The sequence below is a fragment of the Streptomyces sudanensis genome (assembly GCF_023614315.1).
Lineage (GTDB): Bacteria > Actinomycetota > Actinomycetes > Streptomycetales > Streptomycetaceae > Streptomyces > Streptomyces sudanensis.
In genome coordinates, this window is sequence record NZ_CP095474.1 from 1115448 (window position 1) to 1135698 (window position 20251).

At 69.6% G+C, this 20251-nt stretch carries 28 protein-coding genes and 1 pseudogene; 2 read left to right on the forward strand and 27 right to left on the reverse strand.

Translation table 11 applies throughout. From position 1 onward, the window contains the following. The 21 genes from rplO to rpsJ all read right to left on the reverse strand — a co-directional run. Positions 1–410, reverse strand: a 410-nt coding sequence (gene rplO, locus MW084_RS05010) for a 50S ribosomal protein L15 (protein WP_275563490.1), incomplete at its 3' end; no start/stop codon positions are given. A gap of 2 nt (positions 411–412) precedes the next feature. Next, positions 413–595 carry a 50S ribosomal protein L30 gene (rpmD, locus tag MW084_RS05015; protein WP_010473936.1) on the reverse strand — a complete coding sequence of 61 codons (183 nt, stop codon included), beginning with the start codon at positions 593–595 and terminating at the stop codon, positions 413–415. After that, positions 595–1200, reverse strand: coding sequence for a 30S ribosomal protein S5 (rpsE, locus tag MW084_RS05020; RefSeq protein ID WP_010473937.1), 606 nt, complete (start codon positions 1198–1200; stop codon positions 595–597). The genes rpmD and rpsE overlap by 1 nt, the downstream gene beginning before the upstream one ends. A 41-nt stretch (positions 1201–1241) precedes the next feature. After that, the gene (gene rplR, locus MW084_RS05025; RefSeq protein WP_010473938.1) at positions 1242–1625 is read right to left on the reverse strand and encodes a 50S ribosomal protein L18; all 384 of its coding nucleotides are present in this window, start codon (positions 1623–1625) and stop codon (positions 1242–1244) included. A gap of 3 nt (positions 1626–1628) precedes the next feature. Continuing rightward, positions 1629–2168, reverse strand: coding sequence for a 50S ribosomal protein L6 (rplF, locus tag MW084_RS05030; protein ID WP_010473939.1), 540 nt, complete (start codon positions 2166–2168; stop codon positions 1629–1631). Between the two features lie 21 nt (positions 2169–2189). Next, positions 2190–2588 carry a 30S ribosomal protein S8 gene (rpsH, locus tag MW084_RS05035; protein WP_010473942.1) on the reverse strand — a complete coding sequence of 133 codons (399 nt, stop codon included), beginning with the start codon at positions 2586–2588 and terminating at the stop codon, positions 2190–2192. A 237-nt stretch (positions 2589–2825) separates the two neighbouring features. Next, the gene (locus MW084_RS05040; protein WP_003956452.1) at positions 2826–3011 is read right to left on the reverse strand and encodes a type Z 30S ribosomal protein S14; all 186 of its coding nucleotides are present in this window, start codon (positions 3009–3011) and stop codon (positions 2826–2828) included. A gap of 2 nt (positions 3012–3013) precedes the next feature. Continuing rightward, complete coding sequence (rplE, locus tag MW084_RS05045; RefSeq protein WP_010473944.1) at positions 3014–3571, reverse strand: 50S ribosomal protein L5; 558 nt, start codon at positions 3569–3571, stop codon at positions 3014–3016. Further along, positions 3571–3894 carry a 50S ribosomal protein L24 gene (gene rplX, locus MW084_RS05050; protein WP_010473945.1) on the reverse strand — a complete coding sequence of 108 codons (324 nt, stop codon included), beginning with the start codon at positions 3892–3894 and terminating at the stop codon, positions 3571–3573. The genes rplE and rplX overlap by 1 nt, the downstream gene beginning before the upstream one ends. Positions 3895–3896: 2 nt before the next feature. After that, the gene (gene rplN, locus MW084_RS05055; protein WP_003956455.1) at positions 3897–4265 is read right to left on the reverse strand and encodes a 50S ribosomal protein L14; all 369 of its coding nucleotides are present in this window, start codon (positions 4263–4265) and stop codon (positions 3897–3899) included. Between the two features lie 100 nt (positions 4266–4365). Further along, entirely contained in the window at positions 4366–4653 is a 288-nt protein-coding gene (gene rpsQ / locus MW084_RS05060) for a 30S ribosomal protein S17 (protein ID WP_010473946.1), read from the reverse strand. Then, the gene (rpmC, locus tag MW084_RS05065) at positions 4653–4877 is read right to left on the reverse strand and encodes a 50S ribosomal protein L29 (RefSeq protein ID WP_010473947.1); all 225 of its coding nucleotides are present in this window, start codon (positions 4875–4877) and stop codon (positions 4653–4655) included. Before rpmC ends, rpsQ begins: the two co-directional genes overlap by 1 nt. Beyond that, on the reverse strand, positions 4877–5296 hold the full coding sequence (gene rplP / locus MW084_RS05070; RefSeq protein ID WP_010473948.1) for a 50S ribosomal protein L16: 420 nt from the start codon (positions 5294–5296) through the stop codon (positions 4877–4879). Before rplP ends, rpmC begins: the two co-directional genes overlap by 1 nt. Before the next feature lie 5 nt (positions 5297–5301). Further along, complete coding sequence (gene rpsC, locus MW084_RS05075) at positions 5302–6132, reverse strand: 30S ribosomal protein S3 (protein WP_010473949.1); 831 nt, start codon at positions 6130–6132, stop codon at positions 5302–5304. Further along, complete coding sequence (rplV, locus tag MW084_RS05080; RefSeq protein ID WP_010473950.1) at positions 6132–6479, reverse strand: 50S ribosomal protein L22; 348 nt, start codon at positions 6477–6479, stop codon at positions 6132–6134. Before rplV ends, rpsC begins: the two co-directional genes overlap by 1 nt. 50 nt (positions 6480–6529) lie before the next feature. Continuing rightward, positions 6530–6811: a 30S ribosomal protein S19 gene (rpsS, locus tag MW084_RS05085; RefSeq protein ID WP_004984529.1), complete on the reverse strand. Its 282-nt coding sequence runs from the start codon at positions 6809–6811 to the stop codon at positions 6530–6532. Between the two features lie 12 nt (positions 6812–6823). Next, complete coding sequence (gene rplB, locus MW084_RS05090) at positions 6824–7660, reverse strand: 50S ribosomal protein L2 (RefSeq protein WP_010473951.1); 837 nt, start codon at positions 7658–7660, stop codon at positions 6824–6826. A gap of 41 nt (positions 7661–7701) precedes the next feature. Beyond that, a complete protein-coding gene (gene rplW, locus MW084_RS05095) occupies positions 7702–8025 on the reverse strand; it encodes a 50S ribosomal protein L23 (protein WP_010473953.1) in 324 nt (107 codons plus the stop codon). Further along, on the reverse strand, positions 8025–8687 hold the full coding sequence (gene rplD, locus MW084_RS05100; protein ID WP_010473956.1) for a 50S ribosomal protein L4: 663 nt from the start codon (positions 8685–8687) through the stop codon (positions 8025–8027). Before rplD ends, rplW begins: the two co-directional genes overlap by 1 nt. A gap of 8 nt (positions 8688–8695) precedes the next feature. Continuing rightward, complete coding sequence (rplC, locus tag MW084_RS05105) at positions 8696–9340, reverse strand: 50S ribosomal protein L3 (protein ID WP_010473957.1); 645 nt, start codon at positions 9338–9340, stop codon at positions 8696–8698. Between the two features lie 13 nt (positions 9341–9353). Beyond that, positions 9354–9662 carry a 30S ribosomal protein S10 gene (rpsJ, locus tag MW084_RS05110; RefSeq protein ID WP_003948644.1) on the reverse strand — a complete coding sequence of 103 codons (309 nt, stop codon included), beginning with the start codon at positions 9660–9662 and terminating at the stop codon, positions 9354–9356. A gap of 1081 nt (positions 9663–10743) precedes the next feature. Here rpsJ and MW084_RS05115 point away from each other — a divergent pair. After that, positions 10744–11469 (forward strand): sulfite exporter TauE/SafE family protein, encoded by a 726-nt coding sequence (locus MW084_RS05115; protein WP_010476773.1) that lies wholly within the window; start codon positions 10744–10746, stop codon positions 11467–11469. 219 nt (positions 11470–11688) lie between these two features. Here the strand turns inward: MW084_RS05115 and MW084_RS05120 are convergent, their stop codons facing one another. Beyond that, positions 11689–12180 (reverse strand): MarR family transcriptional regulator, encoded by a 492-nt coding sequence (locus tag MW084_RS05120; RefSeq protein WP_275563491.1) that lies wholly within the window; start codon positions 12178–12180, stop codon positions 11689–11691. Between the two features lie 264 nt (positions 12181–12444). On the opposite strand from MW084_RS05120, the pseudogene MW084_RS05125 reads away from it, so the two are divergent. Further along, positions 12445–14508 (forward strand): annotated as a pseudogene (locus tag MW084_RS05125) (PIG-L family deacetylase); the annotation flags it as partial. A gap of 29 nt (positions 14509–14537) precedes the next feature. Here the strand turns inward: MW084_RS05125 and MW084_RS05130 are convergent. The 5 genes from MW084_RS05130 to rpsL all read right to left on the reverse strand — a co-directional run bounded on the left by MW084_RS05130 (position 14538) and on the right by rpsL (position 19707). Beyond that, entirely contained in the window at positions 14538–14993 is a 456-nt protein-coding gene (locus tag MW084_RS05130; RefSeq protein WP_255114663.1) for a hypothetical protein, read from the reverse strand. A gap of 349 nt (positions 14994–15342) precedes the next feature. Then, entirely contained in the window at positions 15343–16536 is a 1194-nt protein-coding gene (tuf, locus tag MW084_RS05135) for an elongation factor Tu (protein WP_010474158.1), read from the reverse strand. Positions 16537–16697: 161 nt separating this feature from the next. Continuing rightward, positions 16698–18824, reverse strand: coding sequence for an elongation factor G (gene fusA, locus MW084_RS05140; RefSeq protein ID WP_010474159.1), 2127 nt, complete (start codon positions 18822–18824; stop codon positions 16698–16700). 38 nt (positions 18825–18862) lie between these two features. Then, positions 18863–19333 (reverse strand): 30S ribosomal protein S7, encoded by a 471-nt coding sequence (gene rpsG / locus MW084_RS05145; protein ID WP_010474160.1) that lies wholly within the window; start codon positions 19331–19333, stop codon positions 18863–18865. A 2-nt stretch (positions 19334–19335) separates the two neighbouring features. Then, complete coding sequence (rpsL, locus tag MW084_RS05150) at positions 19336–19707, reverse strand: 30S ribosomal protein S12 (RefSeq protein ID WP_003948652.1); 372 nt, start codon at positions 19705–19707, stop codon at positions 19336–19338. Positions 19708–20251 lie beyond the last annotated feature (544 nt).

A 20251-nucleotide genomic window follows, 5' to 3' on the forward strand; every position in this document is an offset into this window, starting at 1 on the left:
TTGGCGGAGCCGGAGACGGCGTCGACCGTCACCTGCAGCGCCACGGAGACCTCGCCCTGACCCAGCACCTTGACGAGCTGGTTCTTGCGAACCGCGCCCTTGGCGACCAGGTCGGCGACCGTCACCTCGCCACCCTCGGGGTAGAGGGAGGCGAGCTTGTCCAGGTTCACGACCTGGTACTCGGTCTTGAAGGGGTTCTTGAAGCCCTTCAGCTTCGGGAGGCGCATGTGGAGCGGCATCTGGCCACCCTCGAAGCGCTCCGGAACCTGGTAGCGGGCCTTCGTGCCCTTGGTACCACGACCGGCCGTCTTACCCTTCGACGCCTCACCACGACCCACGCGGGTCTTGGCGGTCTTGGCGCCCGGGGCGGGACGGAGGTTGTGGATCTTGAGCGGGTTGTTCTCCGCCATGATCAGTCGACCTCCTCGACCGTCACGAGGTGGCGGACGGTGTGCACCATGCCGCGGAACTCGGGGCGGTCCTCCTTGACGACCTGCGTGTTGATGCCCTTGAGGCCAAGGGAGCGCAGGGTGTCGCGGTGGTTCTGCTTGCTGCCGATGTACGACTTCGTCTGCGTGATCTTGAGGCGGGCCATTACGCACCCACCCCGGCACGCGCACGCAGCAGGGCCGCGGGGGCGACGTCCTCGAGCGGCAGACCGCGGCGGGCCGCGATCTCCTCGGGACGCTGCAGGCCCTTGAGGGCCGCCACGGTCGCGTGCACGATGTTGATCGCGTTGTCGGAGCCGAGCGACTTCGACAGGATGTCGTGGACGCCGGCGCACTCGAGGACGGCGCGCACCGGGCCACCGGCGATGACACCGGTACCGGGGGAAGCCGGCTTGAGCAGGACGACGCCCGCGGCCTTCTCACCCTGGATCGGGTGCGGGATGGTGCCCTGGATACGGGGGACCTTGAAGAAGTGCTTCTTGGCCTCCTCCACACCCTTGGCGATGGCGGCCGGCACCTCCTTGGCCTTGCCGTAGCCGACACCCACGGTGCCGTCACCGTCGCCCACCACGACCAGCGCGGTGAAGCTGAAGCGACGACCACCCTTCACAACCTTGGCGACGCGGTTGATCGCGACGACGCGCTCAACGTACGCGGTCTTCTCGGCGGCAGCAGCGCCGCCGTCACGGCCCTTCCGGTCCCGCCGCTCGCCGCCACCGGCACCGCTTCCGCGGCGCTGGGGTCCAGCCATTGGAATTACCTCTCTCTGTATCCGCTAGCTACGGAACCGGCTCAGAACTTCAGGCCGGCTTCGCGGGCGGCGTCCGCCAGGGCGGCGATGCGCCCGGCGTACCTGTTGCCACCACGGTCGAACACGACAGCCTCGACACCGGCGGCCTTGGCGCGCTCGGCGACGAGCTTGCCGACCTGCTGGGCCTTCGCCGACTTGTCGCCCTCGCCGCCGCGGATGGACGCGTCCAGGGTCGACGCCGACGCCACGGTGTGACCCGCGATGTCGTCGATGACCTGGGCGGTGATCCCACGGTTGGACCGGGTGACGACCAGGCGCGGACGCTCGGCGGTACCCGAGACCTTCTTGCGGATGCGGATGTGGCGACGCTTCAGGGCAGCACCCTTGTAGGCCTTGCCCTTGGCAATCTTCACGCCGTATGCCATGGCTTACTTACCAGCCTTTCCGACCTTGCGGCGGATGACCTCGCCCGCGTACTTCACGCCCTTGGCCTTGTACGGGTCGGGCTTGCGCAGCTTGCGGATGTTCGCGGCGACCTCGCCGACCTTCTGCTTGTCGATGCCCTCGACCGAGAACTTGGTCGGCGACTCGACCTTGAACGAGATGCCCTCGGGCGCCTCGACGAGGATCGGGTGGCTGTAGCCGAGCTGGAACTCCAGGTTGGAGCCCTTCGCGGCGACGCGGTAACCGACACCGCTGATCTCGAGCGCCTTCGTGTACCCCTGGGTCACACCGGTGATCATGTTGGCCACCAGCGTGCGGGACAGGCCGTGCAGGGCCTTGTTCTGACGCTCATCGTTGGGGCGGGTGACGTTCAGGACGCCGTCCTCACCCTTGACGATCTCGATCGGCGCGGCGACGGTGTGGGTCAGGGTGCCCTTGGGGCCCTTCACCTCGACCGTACGGCCATCGATGGTGACGTCCACGCCGGCGGGAACCGTGATGGGGAGCTTGCCGATACGCGACATTGGCTTTTCCTCCGTTCCCGACTACCAGACGTAGGCGAGGACTTCCCCACCCACGCCCTTCTTCTGCGCCTGCTGGCCGGTCAGGAGGCCGTGCGACGTGGAGATGATCGCCACGCCGAGACCGCCGAGGACCTTCGGCAGATTGGTGGACTTCGCGTAGACCCGGAGACCGGGCTTCGAGATCCGCTTGATGCCCGCGATGGAGCGCTCGCGGTTCGGGCCGAACTTCAGCTCGAGGACGAGGTTCTTGCCGACCTCGGCGTCCTCGACCTTCCAGCCCGTGATGAAGCCCTCCTGCTTGAGGATCTCCGCGATGTGGGACTTGATCTTGCTGTGCGGCATCGTCACGGTGTCGTGGTATGCCGAGTTCGCGTTCCGCAGACGCGTAAGCATGTCTGCGATCGGATCAGTCATGGTCATGAATTGGCCTTCGGCCTCTCTCGCCGGGGTTTCCTGTATGCGCCATCCCTCTCCCCGCTCATGGGCGGGACGGGTGCGGTGCGGGGACCTACGGCGTAGTAAGCGTTATCTAGCGGGGCTCGGCCCGCGGGCGTCCGGGCGGCAGGCGCCCAACCCCACAAGCCTACGGCATGTGGAGAAGGGCCCCTGCCGACCGGTCTGCTTACCGAGAGCCTGGCATCAACCCAACTGGGCTGATTACCAGGAGCTCTTGGTCACGCCCGGCAGCTCGCCGCGGTGAGCCATCTCACGGAGGCACACGCGGCACAGGCCGAACTTGCGGTAGACGGAGTGGGGCCGGCCGCAGCGCTGGCAGCGGGTGTACGCGCGCACACCGAACTTCGGCTTGCGGGCGGCCTTAGCGATCAGAGCCTTCTTCGCCACGGTCAGTTCTCCTTGAACGGGAAGCCGAGGTGACGGAGGAGGGCACGACCCTCGTCGTCGTTGGTCGCCGTGGTGACCACGGTGATGTCCATGCCCCGGACCCGGTCGATCTTGTCCTGGTCGATCTCGTGGAACATGACCTGCTCCGTGAGACCGAAGGTGTAGTTGCCACGGCCGTCGAACTGCTTGGGGGACAGGCCGCGGAAGTCGCGGATGCGCGGCAGCGCGAGCGACAGGGTGCGGTCCAGGAACTCCCACATGCGGTCGCCACGGAGCGTGACGTGGGCACCGATCGGCTGACCCTCGCGCAGCTTGAACTGCGCGATGGACTTGCGGGCCTTGGTGACGGCCGGCTTCTGACCGGTGATCGTGGTGAGGTCGCGGATGGCGCCCTCGATCAGCTTGGAGTCGCGGGCGGCGTCGCCCACACCCATGTTGACCACGATCTTGACGAGGCCCGGAACCTGCATGACGTTCTCGTACTTGAACTCGTCACGCAGCTTGCCGACGATCTCCTCGCGGTACTTCGTCTTGAGACGCGGGGTCGTGGTGGTAGCCATCAGATGTCCTCACCCGTCCGCTTGGCAACGCGGATCTTGTTGCCGTTCTCGTCGAAGCGGTAACCGACGCGGGTCACGACCTTGTTGCCGTCCTTCTCCACGACGAGCTGGACGTTGCTCACGTGGATGGGGGCTTCGACCGTGACGATGCCGCCGGCCTGCGAGGCGCGGCCCGGCTGGTTCGCCTTGGTGTGCTTCTTGACCCGGTTGACACCCTCGACCAGGACGCGGTCCTCACGGGGGAAGGCCGCGATGACCTTGCCCTGCTTGCCCTTGTCCTTACCGGTGATGACCTGGACCAGGTCGCCCTTCTTGATCTTCATGCTTACAGCACCTCCGGCGCGAGCGAGATGATCTTCATGAACTTCTTCTCGCGCAGCTCACGGCCGACCGGGCCGAAGATACGGGTGCCGCGAGGGTCGCCGTCGTTCTTCAGAATGACGGCGGCGTTCTCGTCGAAGCGGATGTACGAGCCGTCCTGGCGGCGGCGCTCCTTGACGGTGCGAACGATGACCGCCTTGACGACGTCACCCTTCTTCACGTTGCCACCGGGGATCGCGTCCTTGACGGTGGCGACGATGACGTCACCGATGCCCGCGTAGCGGCGACCGGAGCCACCGAGCACACGGATGCAAAGGATCTCCTTCGCACCAGTGTTGTCGGCGACACGAAGTCGCGACTCCTGCTGGATCACGTCTATCTCCTGATTGTCTGCCGGTTCCCGGCGCCCGTGGGCGAACCCACGGGACGCCGAGCCTGGCGGAACGAACCTGAAGGGTTACCCCTTCAAGTGCTTACTTGGCCTTCTCGAGGATCTCGACGACGCGCCAGCGCTTCGTCGCGGACAGCGGCCGGGTCTCCATGAGGAGGACGCGGTCGCCGACACCCGCGGCGTTCTGCTCGTCGTGCGCCTTGAGCTTGTTCGTACGGCGGATGACCTTGCCGTACAGGGCGTGCTTGACGCGGTCCTCGACGGCGACGACGACGGTCTTGTCCATCTTGTCGCTGACGACGTAACCCTCGCGGGTCTTGCGGAAGCCGCGTGCTTCGGCGGTGTTCTCAGTCACGTTGTTCTCGCTCATCAGGCGCTCTCCACCGTCTCGATGCCGAGCTCACGCTCACGCATGAGGGTGTAGATCCGGGCGATGTCCTTGCGGACGGCCTTCAGCCGGCCGTGGTTCTCGAGCTGCCCGGTCGCCGCCTGGAAGCGGAGGTTGAACAGCTCTTCCTTGGCCTCGCGGAGCTTGCCGACAAGCTCCTCGTTGCTCAGCTCGCGCAGCTCGGACGCCTTGGTACCGGCCGACATCACGCCTCACCTGCCTCGCGCCGAACGATCCGGCACTTCATCGGAAGCTTGTGAGCAGCGCGGGTAAGCGCCTCACGCGCAATCTTCTCGTTCGGGTAGGACAGCTCGAACATCACCCGACCGGGCTTGACGTTCGCGACCCACCACTCCGGGGAGCCCTTACCGGAACCCATGCGGGTCTCGGCGGGCTTCTTGGTCAGCGGACGGTCCGGGTAGATGTTGATCCAGACCTTGCCGCCACGCTTGATGTGGCGGGTCATCGCGATACGGGCCGCCTCGATCTGGCGGTTGGTCACGTACGCCGGAGTGATGGCCTGGATGCCGTACTCGCCGAACGCAACCTGCGTACCACCCTTGGACATACCGCTGCGCTTCGGGTGGTGCTGCTTGCGGTGCTTGACCCTACGGGGGATCAGCATTTCGGTCAGGCCTCCGTTCCGGTGCTCTCGGCCGGAGCAGCGGCAGCGGCCTCGGCCTTGGGGGCCTCGGCAGCGGCGCTCTGCTGCGGCTTGCGGCCGCGACCGCCACGCTCGCCACCGCGGCCACCGCCGCGGGCCGGGCGGTCGGCACCGCCGCGGGCCGGGCGGTTGCCGGCGCGGGCGGCGGCGTTCTCGGCGCGGACCTCGGCGATGTTCTTGACGTCGCCCTTGTAGATCCAGACCTTCACGCCGATGCGGCCGAAGGTGGTCTTGGCCTCGAAGAAGCCGTACTCGACGTTCGCGCGGAGCGTGTGCAGCGGCACACGGCCCTCGCGGTAGAACTCCGAGCGGGACATCTCGGCGCCGCCGAGGCGGCCACCGCACTGGATCTTGATGCCCTTGGCGCCCGCCTTCATCGCCGACTGCATGCTCTTGCGCATGGCGCGGCGGAAGGAGACGCGGGAGGACAGCTGCTCGGCGACGGCCTGGGCCACGAGCTGGGCGTCGACCTCGGGGTTCTTGACCTCGAGGATGTTCAGCTGGACCTGCTTGCCGGTGAGCTTCTCCAGGTCGCCGCGGATGCGGTCGGCCTCGGCGCCGCGGCGGCCGATGACGATGCCCGGGCGCGCCGTGTGGATGTCCACGCGGACGCGGTCACGGGTGCGCTCGATCTCGACCTTGGAGATGCCGGCGCGCTCCATGCCGGACGTCATCATCCGGCGGATGGCGACGTCTTCCTTGACGTAGTCCTTGTACAGCTTGTCGGCGTACCAGCGCGACTTGAAGTCGGTGGTGATGCCGAGCCGGAACCCGTGCGGGTTTACCTTCTGGCCCATTACCGGGTTCCTTCCTTGCTGCTGACGACCACGGTGATGTGGCTGGTCCGCTTACGGATCCGGTAGGCGCGGCCCTGGGCGCGCGGCCGGAACCGCTTCAGGGTCGGACCCTCGTCCACGTACGCCTCGCTGATGTACAGCGACGAGGCGTCCGTCTGGTCGTAGTTGTGCGCGGCGTTCGCGATGGCGCTGTCCAGCACCTTCTTGACCGGCACGCTCGCGGCCTGCGGGGCGAAACGCAGGACCGCCTGAGCCTCCGTGGCGTCCATGCCACGGATGAGGTCCACCACGCGGCGGGCCTTCATGGGCGTGACGCGGATGTACCGCGCCTGGGCCCTGGCTTCCATGGTTGTCCCTTCAGTGTCTGACACGTTCGTCATGGTCTTTCACCCCGCTGTCAGCGGCGCTTCGACTTCCGGTCTTCCTTGACGTGACCCCGGAAGGTGCGCGTCGGCGAGAACTCGCCGAGCTTGTGGCCGACCATCGACTCGGTGACGAACACCGGGATGTGGGTCTTGCCGTTGTGCACCGCGATCGTGTGGCCGAGCATGGCCGGGACGATCATCGAGCGACGGGACCAGGTCTTGATGACGTTCTTGGTGCCGGCTTCGTTCTGGGCGTCCACCTTCTTGATCAGGTGGTCGTCGACGAAGGGCCCCTTCTTGAGACTGCGCGGCATCTAAACCCGCTCCTAGCGCTTCTTGTTCGTCTTGCGGCGGCGGACGATGTACTTGTTGCTCGCCTTCTTGGGAGAACGCGTACGACCCTCCTTCTGACCCCACGGGGAGACCGGGTGGCGACCACCGGAGGTCTTGCCCTCACCACCACCGTGCGGGTGGTCAACCGGGTTCATCGCCACACCGCGGACGGTCGGGCGAACGCCCAGCCAGCGCTTGCGGCCGGCCTTGCCCCAGTTGATGTTCGACTGCTCGGCGTTGCCGACCTCGCCGATGGTGGCGCGGCAGCGGACGTCGACCAGGCGGATCTCGCCGGACGGCATGCGGAGGTGGGCCATCGAGCCCTCCTTCGCGAGCAGCTGCACGGAGGCGCCGGCCGAGCGGGCGAACTTGGCACCGCCACCGGGACGGAGCTCGATCGCGTGGATCGTGGTACCGACCGGGATGTTGCGGAGCGCCAGGTTGTTGCCGGGCTTGATGTCGGCGCCGGGACCGTTCTCGATCCGGTCGCCCTGGCTCAGGCCACGGGGGGCGATGATGTAGCGCTTCTCGCCGTCCGCGTAGTGCAGGAGCGCGATGCGCGCGGTGCGGTTCGGGTCGTACTCGATGTGAGCGACCTTCGCCGGCACGCCGTCCTTGTCGTGACGACGGAAGTCGATCACTCGGTAGGCGCGCTTGTGGCCACCGCCCTGGTGGCGGACGGTCACACGACCGGTGTTGTTACGGCCGCCCTTGCTGTGCAGGGGGCGGACCAGCGACTTCTCCGGCGTGGACCGCGTGATCTCGACAAAGTCGGCGACGCTGGAGCCACGACGGCCCGGAGTCGTCGGCTTGTACTTGCGGATACCCATTTCTCAGTCCTCGTCCGATATTCGGACGATCCAGACCGCCCTTAGGCGGTCGGACCGCCGAAGATGTCGATACGGTCGCCCTCGGCGAGGGTCACGATGGCGCGCTTGGTGTTGGCGCGCTTGCCGTAACCGGTGCGGGTGCGCTTGCGCTTGCCCTGCCGGTTGATCGTGTTGACCCCGGTGACCTTGACCGAGAAGACCGCCTCGACGGCCTGCTTGATCTGGGTCTTGTTGGCGTGCGGGGCGACGACGAACGTGTACTTGTTCTCGTCCAGCAGCGCGTAGCTCTTCTCGGAGACCACCGGCTTGACGAGAATGTCGCGCGGGTCCGTGAAGGTCTTGCTGGTGACGACGGCCTCGGTCATCAGGCGTCGCTCCCTTCGGTCTCATCGTTCCGGCCAGCGGCGGAGGCGCCAGACACGAAGGACTCGAAGGCGGCCTTGGTGAAGACCACGTCGTCGGAGACGAGCACGTCGTACGTGTTCAGCTGGCCCGGCTCCAGGATGTGCACCTGGGGCAGGTTGCGGGCGGAGAGCCACGCGGCCTCGTCGGAGCGCTCGACGACCAGGAGCAGGTTCTTGCGCTCCGAGATCTTGCCGAACAGCGTCTTGGCGGCCTTGGTGGAGATCTCACCCTCGACCACGCCGGTGACGACGTGGACGCGGGAGTGGCGGGCCCGGTCGGAGAGGGCACCGCGCAGGGCGGCGGCCTTCATCTTCTTCGGGGTCCGCTGGGAGTAGTCACGCGGCACGGGGCCGTGGACGACGCCACCACCGGCGAACTGCGGGGCGCGGGTCGAACCCTGACGGGCGCGGCCGGTGCCCTTCTGGCGGTACGGCTTCTTGCCACCGCCGCGGACTTCGCCACGGGTCTTGGTCTTGTGCGTGCCCTGGCGGGCAGCGGCCAGCTGGGCGACGACGACCTGGTGGATCAGCGGAACGCTGGTCTTCGCGTCGAAGATCTCCGCGGGGAGCTCGACGGTCCCGGCCTTGTCGCCTGCCGGCGAAAGGATGTCAATGGTGCTCATCGGTTACCTCAGGCCCCCTTGGCCGCGGTACGGACCAGGACGAGGCCGCCGTTCGGACCAGGAACCGCGCCCTTGATGAGCAGCAGGCCCTTCTCCGCGTCAACGGCGTGGACGGTCAGGTTCTGGGTGGTGACCCGCTCGTTGCCCATGCGGCCCGCCATGCGGAGGCCCTTGAACACGCGGCCCGGGGTGGCGCAGCCACCGATGGAACCGGGCGAGCGGTGCTTGCGCTGGGTACCGTGACCGGCGCCCAGACCACGGAAGTTGTGGCGCTTCATGACACCGGCGAAGCCCTTGCCCTTGCTCTTGCCGGTGACGTCGACCTTGACGCCCGCCTCGAAGACCGCGGCGGTAATCTCCTGGCCGAGGGTGTACTCGGAGGCGTCGGCGGTGCGGATCTCCACCAGGTGGCGGCGCGGGGTGACGTCGGCCTTGGCGAAGTGGCCCTTGAGGGGCTTGTTCACCTTGCGCGGGTCGATCTCGCCGAAGGCGATCTGGACCGACTCGTAGCCGTCGGTGTCGTTGGTGCGGACCTGGGTGACGACGCAGGGACCGGCCTTGACGACGGTCACCGGGACGACCCGGTTGTTCTCGTCCCAGACCTGGGTCATGCCGAGCTTCTCGCCCAGGACGCCCTTAATGTTCTTAGCCATCTCGCGCGTCACCTCAGAGCTTGATCTCGATGTCGACGCCGGCCGGCAGGTCGAGACGCATGAGCGAGTCGACCGTCTTCGGCGTGGGGTCGAGGATGTCGATGAGGCGCTTGTGCGTCCGCATCTCGAAGTGCTCGCGCGAGTCCTTGTACTTGTGCGGCGACTTGATGACGCAGTACACGTTCTTCTCAGTGGGCAGCGGCACCGGGCCCGCGACCGACGCACCAGTGCGGGTCACCGTCTCGACGATCTTCTTCGCCGAGGAGTCGATGACCTCGTGGTCGTAGGCCTTGAGCCGGATGCGGATCTTCTGTCCCGCCATGGCTACTCAGTAGTCCTGTCTCTCGTAACGCTCTGGAACCTGGTGGGCTCACCGTCTTCTCCGACCCACGCGGTCGGGCGTGTCGCACTCCCTCTACGAAGATCTCCCGAAGGATTTCCCAACCAAGGGGGTGCGGGCCTGGGACCGCGGCCGGGGGAGGACACCCACCGGGTGCCTGGTCGGTACCCCGCTGACGCTTCCCGGAAGATTCCCGTACTTCCGCCCCACGCAGGGACGACGAGTACTGTGGGACTCGCTTCCGGTCCTCCCGGCGGGAGGCGCGCAGCATCGGCACTCAACCGAGCAACCCGGACAGTCTGCCACACGTGGCGCTCCGTACGCCAATCGAGCCGATGAGAATACCCCGGAGGCGGTAGCGATCAAACCGGGGCACGCGGGTGCCGCCCGTGCGGCGCCCGCGGAGCCGGGGCCGCGGCGGCGCGCGGGGGCGGACCGGTGGGCGCGCTTGTATTACCGTGGCCGGGCGGGCAGCGAGGCGCGTTCCGGCGCCGCGGTCCCGCGGGCGGCTTCCCCGGCCCGGCGCGGACCTCCCGGGAGGCGGCCCGCGGGGCGTACGCCCGGCGGAAGTAGTGTGGCGAGCCGTGCCGCGTCCCATCCCCCAGCGGCCCGAGCGGAGGCAGCGCATGCGTGTCGTGAGGTTCGGCGAGACGGAGACGGCTCGTCACGGGGACCCGCGTAGCGGTGGGGCGCCGCCACCGGCCGGTGGGCCGTCCGGGGAGCCCGCCGTTCCCGGCGGTGCCCCCCGCCTCCCCCGGCCGGAGGCGCGGCCGCCGGTGCCGGGGAGGCCCGTGGCGCCGGGCGAGGCCCCCGCGGGCGGACGGGACCGCGCCGGGCACGCAGCGGAGACGGGTGGTCCGGAGCCGGGTGGTCCGGAGACGGGCGGTCCGGGGCCGGGCGGTCCGGAGACGGGCGGTCCGGAGACGGGCGGTCCGGAGACGGGCGGTCCGGAGACGGGCGGTCCGGGGCCAGGCGGTCCGGGGCCGGGTGGTCCGGGGCCAGGCGGCGAGGGCGCCGCCGGGAGTACCGGCGGTCTCACCGGCCGCGCCGTCGGGAGCCGGCCTTGACGTCGACCCTCCTCGGCACGTTCCTGATACTTGCCGCCGCCTCCGTCGTCCGCTCCACCGCCGGCTTCGGGTTCTCCCTGGTCGCCGTGCCCCCGCTGGCCCTGCTGGTCGAACCGGTGGCCGCGGTCGTCGTGGCGGGCGCCATGGCGGCGCCGCTCAGCCTGTGGATCGCGGTGCGCGACCGGCACCACGTCGACCGGCGCGTCACCGCCGTCACCCTCCTCTCCGGTCTGAGCGGTGTGCCCTTCGGCGTGTGGCTGCTGTCGGTGCTGCCGCCGGACGTGCTGATGCTCGCCATCACCGCGGTGGTGCTGCTGGGTACCTTCGTCGTCTGGCGGAGGATCACGCTGCGGGGCGGCCTGGCGACGCTCGTCGGGGTGGGCGTGTTCTCCGGGGCGTCGCTCGCCTCCACGGGGATCGACGGTCCGCCGATGGTCGCGGCGTTCCAGAGCATGGGGCTGGAGCCGCGCGTGCAGCGCGCCACGCTGGCGGTGGTGTTCTCCGGCACGAGCCTCGCCGCGCTGGCGGGCTTCGCGATCAGCGGCCAGCTCACCGCGACGGTGGGGCGGACGCTGCTGGCGGGGGTTCCGGCGCTGTTCGTGGGGATCCTCGCGGGCGAGCGGATCTTCGGCAGGCTGGACGCGGAGCGGTTCCGCCGCGTCGTCCTGGGCCTGCTGGTGGTCAGCTCGGTGTCGGTGGTCGTGCGCGTGGCGACGTCCTAGCCCCCGGTCCCGGCGCCCCTCCGGGGTCCGCGGCGGGCGGTCGGCGCGGGGCGGCGCCGGCCCGTGCCGACCGCGGGGAGTCCCGGTCCGTCCGCCGGTACGCCGGACCGGGCCCGCGCCCGCGTACCGGGGTGCGGCGGCGGGCACCGGGTCCCCGGCCCGGCGGCGGGCACTCCGGCACCCGGCGCCGGCCGCGGCACGCCGGCCGCGCCGCGGGCGTCAGCGCGCGCCGCTCGCCTCGGCGTTCCGGGCGATCCGCCGCAGGACGCGCAGCGCCGCCGCGTACTCCTCGTCCGGCACGCCCTCGTGCATCCGCGCCCGCGCCTCGGCCACCAGGGCCTTCCCCCGCGCGTGGGCGGCTGCGGCGGCGTCGGTCGGGCGCAGGAGGCCCGCCTCGTCCTCGGTGGCCCAGCCGCGGTGGAGCAGCCGCTCCGGCAGGCGCGGGACCTCGTCGGGGTCGTCGGCCAGCGGGACGAGCCCGCCGGTCAGCGCCTCGCGGGTCACGCCGTCCCCTCCGGCGGCGACCAGGCGGTTGAGGGCCCACCAGAGGGGCTGGGTGAGGTCCACGGACGCCATGGTGTCGCGCAGGTACCGGATGACGGCCCTGTTGACGATGCCGCTCCAGTAGCCGACGGGCTGCGCGGCGAGGTCCTCGTCGGACACGTCCGGGCCGGCGAGGGCGGGTCGGGTCGGTGTCGCGGTTCGCGTCATGGCCCGACGCTACGACCTCAAGCGAACGTGAGATCAAGGCCGTTCCCGCCTGAACACCCCGCCGCGTCCCGGGCAACCCGAGGTGTCGATAATCCGTCTGGACAACCGCGGGACCGCCTCGACCAGCGATCCCGCCGCGATCACCGCAACACCCACAGCAGCGGTACGGGGGCAGAAGTGAACGAGATACCGAGGGGCCGGCCTCGCGCTGCCGTCTTCCGCACGGCCGTCCCGGAAGGACGCGACGAGGATCCGGCCCCCGGNCCCCCGCACCCCGTCCGCCGCCGCACCCTCGCCGCCCTGGCCCTCGCCGGGGCCGCCGGTGTCGCGGGCATCGCCGGCTGCACCGTCCCCGCGCCGCGCCGCGGCGGCCCCACCGCCGACCCGGCGCCGGGCCTGCCGATCACCAGTTCGCGCCGTGCGCAGCTGATGCAGATCGTGGCGCACCCGGACGACGACCTGTACTTCATGAACCCGGACTGCCAGCGCATGGTCGACGCCGGCGTCCCCCTGGTCTGCGTGTACGTCACCGCGGGCGAGCACACCGGCGAGAACCGCGTCCCCGGCCGCACCGGCGGGACCCCCGCCGACAAGGAGGACTACTCCTCCGCCCGCCACCAGGGCCTGCGCCAGGCCTACGCGCGGATGATCGGCCTGGACGAGTTCACCCCCTGGCAGAGGGGCGTGGTCACCCTCCGCGGCGACCGGCAGGCCGAGATCGACACCCTGGCCCACGGCGACCGCCGCGTCCAACTGGTCTTCCTCAACCTGGCGATGCACGCCCCCCGCCACTGGACGGCCCTCCCCGACCTGTGGGAGGGCCGCGCGCCGAGACTGCGCACCGTCGTCGCGACCGGCTCGCCCGTCCGCAGCGCCTCGGAGTACGACCACGACGGCCTGGTCGACGTCCTCGTCGGCCTGATGGAGCACTACCGGCCCACCGTCGTCCACACCCTCGACCCCGACCCGGACATCCAGCACAGCGACGAGGCGACCCGGAAGAAGGACTCCGAGCAGCCCGGCTACTCGGACCACGCCGACCACACCGCCGTCGCCTCCTTCAGCTGGGCGGCGATGGTCCGCTGGGTCGCCGAGGCCACCGCGGACGGCGGCTCCGTACCGGCCTTCGTCACCACCTCGTTCCGCGGCTACTACAACCGCCACTGGCCCAAGAACCTCCCCGAGCCGGTGCTCCGCGAGAAGGCCGCCCACCTCGTCCCGTACGGCGGCGACCCCTCCTGGCAGTGCGGCAACGCCGCCGGCTGCGGCGACTACATGGTCGGCGGCACCCGGCCCCTCACCAACAGGAAGGGCTGGGTGCGGGCCACGCACCACCGCCACCCCGGCCCCGGCCCGGTCGTCGCGACCGGCCCCGACGGGAGGCTCTCCGTGTACGGGGTGCTGGGCCTGCGCGCGGTGCGCTGGCGGGAGACGGGACCGGACAGCGGCCGGTGGGCCGCGCCGGACGACCTCGGCGGCGGGCCCCTCGCGCCCGGCCTGGGCTCGGCGACGCTCCCCGACGGGCGGCAGCTGCTGTTCGGGCTGCGGTTCGCGGCGCTCGGCGGACCCGGCGGGGCCGGCGAGCGGGAGATCGTGGTGCTGGAGCAGCGTTCGGCGGGCGGGCCGTTCCTCGCCTGGCGCGGGCTCGGCAACCCGGAGCCCGACGACGACCGGGGGCGGCGGATCGGCGTACCCGTGGCCGTGACGGACCGGGAGGGCCGCGTGCACCTCTTCGTCCGCGACGCGGACAAGGGCGTCAGCACCCGGGTGCGGGACGCCGGCGGCGCCTGGGGGCCGTGGCGGAGCCTGGGCGGCGAGGAGGTGCAGGACGGGCTGTCGGCGGCGGTCGACGGGCGGGGGCGCGTGCACCTGTTCGCCACGGGCCGGGACCGCGTCCACCACTGGGCGCAGGAGGCGCCCGGCGGGCCGGTCGCCTTTCGCGTGGGCGGCCCCGCCCTGCCGGTACCGGGCGGCCCGGTGGGCGTGGCGACCGCGCCGGGCGGGGAGCCGGCGCTGTACTACCGCCGGCCGGCGGAGCAGGGGCTGACGGCCGTACGGCCGGACGGCACCCCGCTCCCGGCGCCCGCGTTCGACGGGTACGGCCGGGTCGACGCGGTCGGTACGCCGAAGGGCCCCGTCCTGCTCGGCCGCGACCTGCGCGGGCGCGTCCAGCTGTACGCCGGCGGGGACCGCGCGGTGCGGGCGGAGGGCGTGGCCGCGCTGGGCCCGGCCACCGCGCACCTGGTGCCCAGGGGCGTGATGGCGGTCGGCCTCGGCGCCGACGCCCACCCGTGGACCTGGGTGCCGCAGCCGCGCACCGAGAGCTGACCCCCGGCCGGCACCGGCCGGGGAAGCGCTCAGAAGCGCTCGACCTTCTCCCCCTCCGGGACCCGGTAGCAGCCGGACACGAGCATCAGGCTCAGTTTGGGCGGGTTCTGCTTCGCCCGGTGGACGATGTTGACGCTGTGCTTCTTCCCGTCGTTGTCGGCCGTGAGCTGGAGGTTCTTGTTCATGCTGGTGTCGCGGCCGTACTCCGCCACCTTCCAGCCGTGCTTCGGCAGCTCCTCCTCCAGGTGCTCCATCATGCCGTCGAGTCCGGCCGTCGACGCGGGCGTGAAGCTCCACGCGTGGAAGATCCGGAAGAACTTCTCAGGATCCCTGTCCGAGCAGTCCGAGACGCCCGGCCCGGTGTCGGAGGCCCTGCCCTCGATGCCGATCAGGTCGCGGATCTCGCCGGACGCCCTTTCCGCCTCGTCGGCCGCGGCGGAGGAGGTGGCGGTGCCCGCGAACGGGACGTCGTCCGATTCGTTCATGCCGCATCCGGTGAGTGCGGTGAGTGCGGTGAGGGCGAGGGACAGGAGGAGCGCCTGGACGCGCGGTCCGGTCTTCGATGCGGGAGCCTCGACGGGTCGGGCGGTGGCACGGGTCGGCCGCGCCACCGGGACGTGTTCCGGGCCGGGGCGTCGCGGTGGCCCGGGACCGGTCGGCGCGTCGGCGGACGGGGGCGCCGGCCCCGGTACCGCGCCCTCCGGTGGCCGGAGCGCGGCCGCGCACGGCCCTCGCCCCCCTCCACCGGGAACGCGGAAGGGCCCGTACGACCGAAGTCGTACGAGCCCCTCGCTTGCAGCTCTGCGAGCTACCAGGTCAGACGGTCAAGCGAACTTACTTGACGATCTTGGTGACCTGGCCGGCGCCGACGGTCCGGCCACCCTCACGGATGGCGAACTTGAGGCCCTCCTCCATGGCGACCGGCTGGATCAGCTGGACGGACATGGTGGTGTTGTCGCCCGGCATGACCATCTCGGTGCCCTCGGGGAGGGTCACGACGCCGGTCACGTCCGTGGTACGGAAGTAGAACTGCGGGCGGTAGTTGTTGAAGAACGGCGTGTGGCGGCCACCCTCGTCCTTGGAGAGGATGTAGGCCTGCGCCTCGAACTCGGTGTGCGGGGTGACCGAGCCCGGCTTGATGATGACCTGGCCGCGCTCGACGTCCTCGCGCTTGATGCCGCGGAGGAGCAGACCGACGTTCTCACCGGCCTGGCCCTCGTCGAGCAGCTTGCGGAACATCTCGATGCCGGTGACCGTGGTGGTGGTCTTCTCGGTCTTGATGCCGATGATGTCGACGGTCTCGTTGACCTTCAGGACACCACGCTCGATACGGCCGGTGACGACCGTACCGCGACCGGTGATCGTGAAGACGTCCTCGATCGGCATGAGGAACGGCTTGTCGACGTCGCGCTCCGGCTGCGGGATGGCCTCGTCGACGGCGTTCATGAGGTTCATGACCGACTCGGCCCACTCCGGGTCGCCCTCGAGCGCCTTCAGAGCGGAGACCTTGACGACCGGGACGTCGTCGCCCGGGAACTCGTACTCGGAGAGGAGCTCACGGACCTCGAGCTCGACGAGCTCCAGGATCTCCTCGTCGTCCACCATGTCGGCCTTGTTCAGGGCGACGACGATGTACGGGACGCCGACCTGGCGGGCCAGGAGCACGTGCTCCTTGGTCTGCGGCATCGGGCCGTCGGTGGCGGCGACCACGAGGATGGCGCCGTCCATCTGCGCGGCACCGGTGATCATGTTCTTGATGTAGTCCGCGTGACCCGGGCAGTCGACGTGCGCGTAGTGACGCGACTCGGTCTGGTACTCGACGTGCGCGATGGAGATGGTGATACCGCGCTGGCGCTCCTCGGGAGCCTTGTCGATCTGGTCGAAGGCCGAAGCCTCGTTCAGGTCCGGGTACTTGTCGTGCAGCACCTTGGTAATGGCGGCCGTGAGGGTCGTCTTACCGTGGTCGATGTGACCGATGGTGCCGATGTTGACGTGCGGCTTAGTCCGCTCGAACTTCGCCTTCGCCACGGGGGTCCTCCTGAAGAGTGGTTCTGTACGCCTTGCTCATCGGCGCCAGGTGATCTTTGCTGGGATGCCGGCCCCGGGGCGTTCCGACCCTCCGCTCGCGCGGTGCGGGCCGAAACGCCTCGTGTATCCGGTGACAAGCCTAAAGCGTGAACTCGGCTGAGTTACTCGCCCTTGGCCTTCGCGATGATCTCCTCGGCGACGTTCCGCGGAACCTCGGCGTAGGAGTCGAACTGCATCGAGTAGCTTGCGCGACCCGAGGTCTTGCTGCGGAGGTCGCCGACGTAGCCGAACATCTCCGACAGCGGCACCAGGCCCTTGACGACGCGGGCGCCGGCACGCTCTTCCATGGCCTGGATCTGGCCACGGCGGGAGTTGATGTCACCGATGACATCGCCCATGTAGTCCTCGGGCGTGGTGACCTCGACGGCCATCATCGGCTCGAGGAGCACGGGGGACGCCTTGCGCGCGGCCTCCTTGAAGGCCTGCGAACCGGCGATCTTGAAGGCGAGCTCGGAGGAGTCCACCTCGTGGTAGGCGCCGTCGAGCAGGGTGACGCGCACGCCCGTCATCTCGTAGCCCGCGAGGATGCCGAACTGCATGGCCTCCTGCGCACCGGCGTCGACCGAAGGGATGTACTCCTTCGGGATGCGGCCACCGGTGACCTTGTTGACGAACTCGTACGAGGCGTCGCCGCCCTCGATCGGCTCGATCGCGATCTGCACCTTGGCGAACTGACCGGTACCACCGGTCTGCTTCTTGTGGGTGTAGTCCACGCGCTCGACGGCCTTGCGGATCGTCTCACGGTACGCGACCTGCGGCTTGCCGACGTTGGCCTCGACCTTGAACTCGCGCCGCATGCGGTCGACGAGCACCTCGAGGTGGAGCTCGCCCATGCCGCCGATGACGGTCTGGCCGGTCTCCTCGTTGGTGTGGACCTGGAAGGAGGGGTCCTCCTCCGCGAGACGCTGGATGGCGACACCCAGCTTCTCCTGGTCACCCTTGGACTTGGGCTCGATGGCGACCTCGATGACCGGCGCCGGGAAGTCCATGGACTCCAGGATCACCGGGGCCTTCTCGTCGCACAGCGTCTCGCCGGTCGTGGTCTGCTTCAGACCCAGGACGGCGATGATGTCGCCGGCGCCCACCGAGTCGATCTCCTCACGCTTGTTCGCGTGCATGCGGTAGATCTTGCCGATGCGCTCCTTCTTGCCCTTGACGGAGTTCAGCACCGAGGTGCCGGAGTCCAGGCGACCGGAGTAGATCCGGACGAAGGTGAGCTTGCCGAGGTGCGGGTCGCTCATGATCTTGAACGCCAGCGCCGACAGCGGCTCGTCGTCGGACGGCTTGCGCTTGACGACGGTCTCGGGGTCCTTGACGTCCTGGCCCTCGATGGCCTCGATGTCGACCGGCGACGGCAGGTAGCGCACGACCGCGTCGAGCAGGGGCTGCACGCCCTTGTTCTTGAACGCGGTGCCGCAGAACACCGGGGTCACGGTGGTGCCGGTGCCCTTGCCGGACGCGATGGTGATACGACGGATCGCGGTGTACAGCTGCTCCTCGGAGGGCTCCTGGCCCTCGAGGTACAGCTCCATGAGCTCCTCGTCGTTCTCCGCGACGGCCTCGACCAGCTTGCCGCGGTACTCCTCGGCGAGCTCGGCGAGGTTCTCCGGGATGTCGACGATGTCGTACATCTCGCCCTTGGCGGCCTCGGCGGAGTAGACGAGGGCCTTCATGCGGACGAGGTCGACGACGCCCTGGAAGTCGGCCTCGGCGCCGATCGGCAGCTGCATGACGATGGGCTGGGCACCCAGGCGGTCCGAGATCATTCCGACGCAGCGGAAGAAGTCGGCGCCGGTGCGGTCCAGCTTGTTCACGAAGCAGATACGCGGAACGCCGTAGCGGTCCGCCTGACGCCACACGGTCTCGGACTGCGGCTCCACACCGGCCACACCGTCGAACACGGTCACGGCGCCGTCGAGGACGCGGAGCGAGCGCTCCACCTCGACGGTGAAGTCCACGTGACCGGGGGTGTCGATGATGTTGATGGTGTGATCGACGTCCTCGAGCGACCAGTGACAGGTCGTCGCGGCGGACGTGATCGTGATGCCGCGCTCCTGCTCCTGCTCCATCCAGTCCATCGTGGCAGCGCCGTCGTGGACCTCACCGATCTTGTACGAAACACCGGTGTAGAAGAGGATGCGCTCGGTGGTGGTCGTCTTGCCCGCGTCGATGTGGGCCATGATCCCGATGTTGCGGACCCTGGCCAGGTCAAGCGAAGTGGTAGCCATGAGGCTTCAGTCTTCTCTCGGTCTCGATGTGGGTGCGACTACCAGCGGTAGTGCGCGAAGGCCTTGTTGGACTCGGCCATCTTGTGCGTGTCCTCGCGCTTCTTGACCGAGGCGCCGAGGCCGTTGGAGGCGTCCAGCAGCTCGTTCATCAGGCGCTCGGTCATGGTCTTCTCGCGACGGGCGCGCGAGTAGCCCACGAGCCAGCGGAGAGCGAGGGTGGAGGCGCGACCGGGCTTGACCTCGATCGGCACCTGGTAGGTGGCGCCACCGACGCGGCGGGACTTCACCTCAAGAGCCGGCTTGACGTTCTCGAGGGCGCGCTTCAGCGTGACGACCGGGTCCTGGCCGGTCTTCTCGCGGAGGCCCTCCATCGCGCCGTAGACGATGCGCTCGGCGGTGGAACGCTTGCCGTTGAGCAGGATCTTGTTGATGAGCGAGGTCACCAGAGGAGAACCGTAAACCGGGTCGATGATGACCGGGCGCTTCGGGGCGGGGCCCTTACGAGGCATTCTTACTTCTCCTTCTTGGCGCCGTAGCGGCTGCGGGCCTGCTTGCGGTTCTTGACACCCTGGGTGTCGAGCGAACCGCGGATGATCTTGTAGCGAACACCCGGCAGGTCCTTCACACGGCCACCACGCACGAGCACGATGGAGTGCTCCTGCAGGTTGTGTCCCTCACCCGGAATGTAAGCCGTGACCTCGATCCCGGAGGTCAGACGCACACGCGCGACCTTGCGGAGGGCCGAGTTCGGCTTCTTCGGGGTGGTCGTGAACACACGCGTGCAGACGCCGCGGCGCTGGGGGGAACCCTCGAGCGCGGGCGTCTTGTTCTTCTCGACCTTGTCCTGCCGGCCCTTCCGGACCAGCTGCTGGATCGTAGGCACTACTTCTCCGGTTTCTGTGTGCCGTGTAGTGAAGCTAACCTGGAACGCCGCCCGACCCACGCGGTCGGGTGTGTCGGATGCCGTGCACCTCCACCGGGGAGGTGGAGACGAGCGCGGATCGCGGTGGCCGTCGACGGCTCGCCGTGCGGTTGAGGACACGCACAGGAGCCCAGGCACACCCCAGGCACAAGGTCTGAGCGTACCTATCGCACGGACCTGGGTCAAAACAAATGCCCACGCACAGCGCGGGGCGGTGCGCTGGGAGGACGCGGCGGCCGGAGGGGGCGGGAGCCCGGCTCGAACCCCCTCGCCGCCGGGCCCCGGCGGCGGCCGGGGACGGCCGCCGGACCGGTCGGCGGGGGCGGCGATCCTCGGGGCGGCGGGGGCTTTGGAGTTGTGGCCCCTGGGCACGAAGGAGCGGCGCCGGGACGGCGTGCCCGCCCGGCGGGAGGGGCGGAGGCGCCGGGGCGGCGGGGCCCGGAGGCGCAAGCGGCCTGCCGGGTGCCGACGGCGCCGGGCGGTCGCGGGCCGGGCGGTCGCGGGC

Coding starts and splice junctions, on each gene's coding strand:
- rpsQ (WP_010473946.1), bottom strand. CDS start 4,653: ATGAGCGAGAACAACGTGACTGAGAACACCGCCGAAGCACGCGGCTTC.
- rplC (WP_010473957.1), bottom strand. CDS start 9,340: ATGGCTAAGAACATTAAGGGCGTCCTGGGCGAGAAGCTCGGCATGACC.
- rpmD (WP_010473936.1), bottom strand. CDS start 595: ATGGCCCGCCTCAAGATCACGCAGACGAAGTCGTACATCGGCAGCAAG.
- rplW (WP_010473953.1), bottom strand. CDS start 8,025: ATGACCGAGGCCGTCGTCACCAGCAAGACCTTCACGGACCCGCGCGAC.
- rpsH (WP_010473942.1), bottom strand. CDS start 2,588: ATGACCATGACTGATCCGATCGCAGACATGCTTACGCGTCTGCGGAAC.
- rpsE (WP_010473937.1), bottom strand. CDS start 1,200: ATGGCTGGACCCCAGCGCCGCGGAAGCGGTGCCGGTGGCGGCGAGCGG.
- rpsS (WP_004984529.1), bottom strand. CDS start 6,811: ATGCCGCGCAGTCTCAAGAAGGGGCCCTTCGTCGACGACCACCTGATC.
- rplR (WP_010473938.1), bottom strand. CDS start 1,625: ATGGCATACGGCGTGAAGATTGCCAAGGGCAAGGCCTACAAGGGTGCT.
- rpsG (WP_010474160.1), bottom strand. CDS start 19,333: ATGCCTCGTAAGGGCCCCGCCCCGAAGCGCCCGGTCATCATCGACCCG.
- MW084_RS05120 (WP_275563491.1), bottom strand. CDS start 12,180: ATGACGCGAACCGCGACACCGACCCGACCCGCCCTCGCCGGCCCGGAC.
- rpsC (WP_010473949.1), bottom strand. CDS start 6,132: ATGGGCCAGAAGGTAAACCCGCACGGGTTCCGGCTCGGCATCACCACC.
- rplV (WP_010473950.1), bottom strand. CDS start 6,479: ATGGAAGCCAGGGCCCAGGCGCGGTACATCCGCGTCACGCCCATGAAG.
- rplP (WP_010473948.1), bottom strand. CDS start 5,296: ATGCTGATCCCCCGTAGGGTCAAGCACCGCAAGCAGCACCACCCGAAG.
- rplF (WP_010473939.1), bottom strand. CDS start 2,168: ATGTCGCGTATCGGCAAGCTCCCCATCACGGTTCCCGCCGGCGTGGAC.
- rplX (WP_010473945.1), bottom strand. CDS start 3,894: ATGAAGATCAAGAAGGGCGACCTGGTCCAGGTCATCACCGGTAAGGAC.
- fusA (WP_010474159.1), bottom strand. CDS start 18,824: ATGGCTACCACTTCGCTTGACCTGGCCAGGGTCCGCAACATCGGGATC.
- rplB (WP_010473951.1), bottom strand. CDS start 7,660: ATGGGTATCCGCAAGTACAAGCCGACGACTCCGGGCCGTCGTGGCTCC.
- rplD (WP_010473956.1), bottom strand. CDS start 8,687: ATGAGCACCATTGACATCCTTTCGCCGGCAGGCGACAAGGCCGGGACC.
- rpmC (WP_010473947.1), bottom strand. CDS start 4,877: ATGTCGGCCGGTACCAAGGCGTCCGAGCTGCGCGAGCTGAGCAACGAG.
- rpsJ (WP_003948644.1), bottom strand. CDS start 9,662: ATGGCGGGACAGAAGATCCGCATCCGGCTCAAGGCCTACGACCACGAG.
- rplE (WP_010473944.1), bottom strand. CDS start 3,571: ATGGCTACCACCACGACCCCGCGTCTCAAGACGAAGTACCGCGAGGAG.
- MW084_RS05130 (WP_255114663.1), bottom strand. CDS start 14,993: ATGAACGAATCGGACGACGTCCCGTTCGCGGGCACCGCCACCTCCTCC.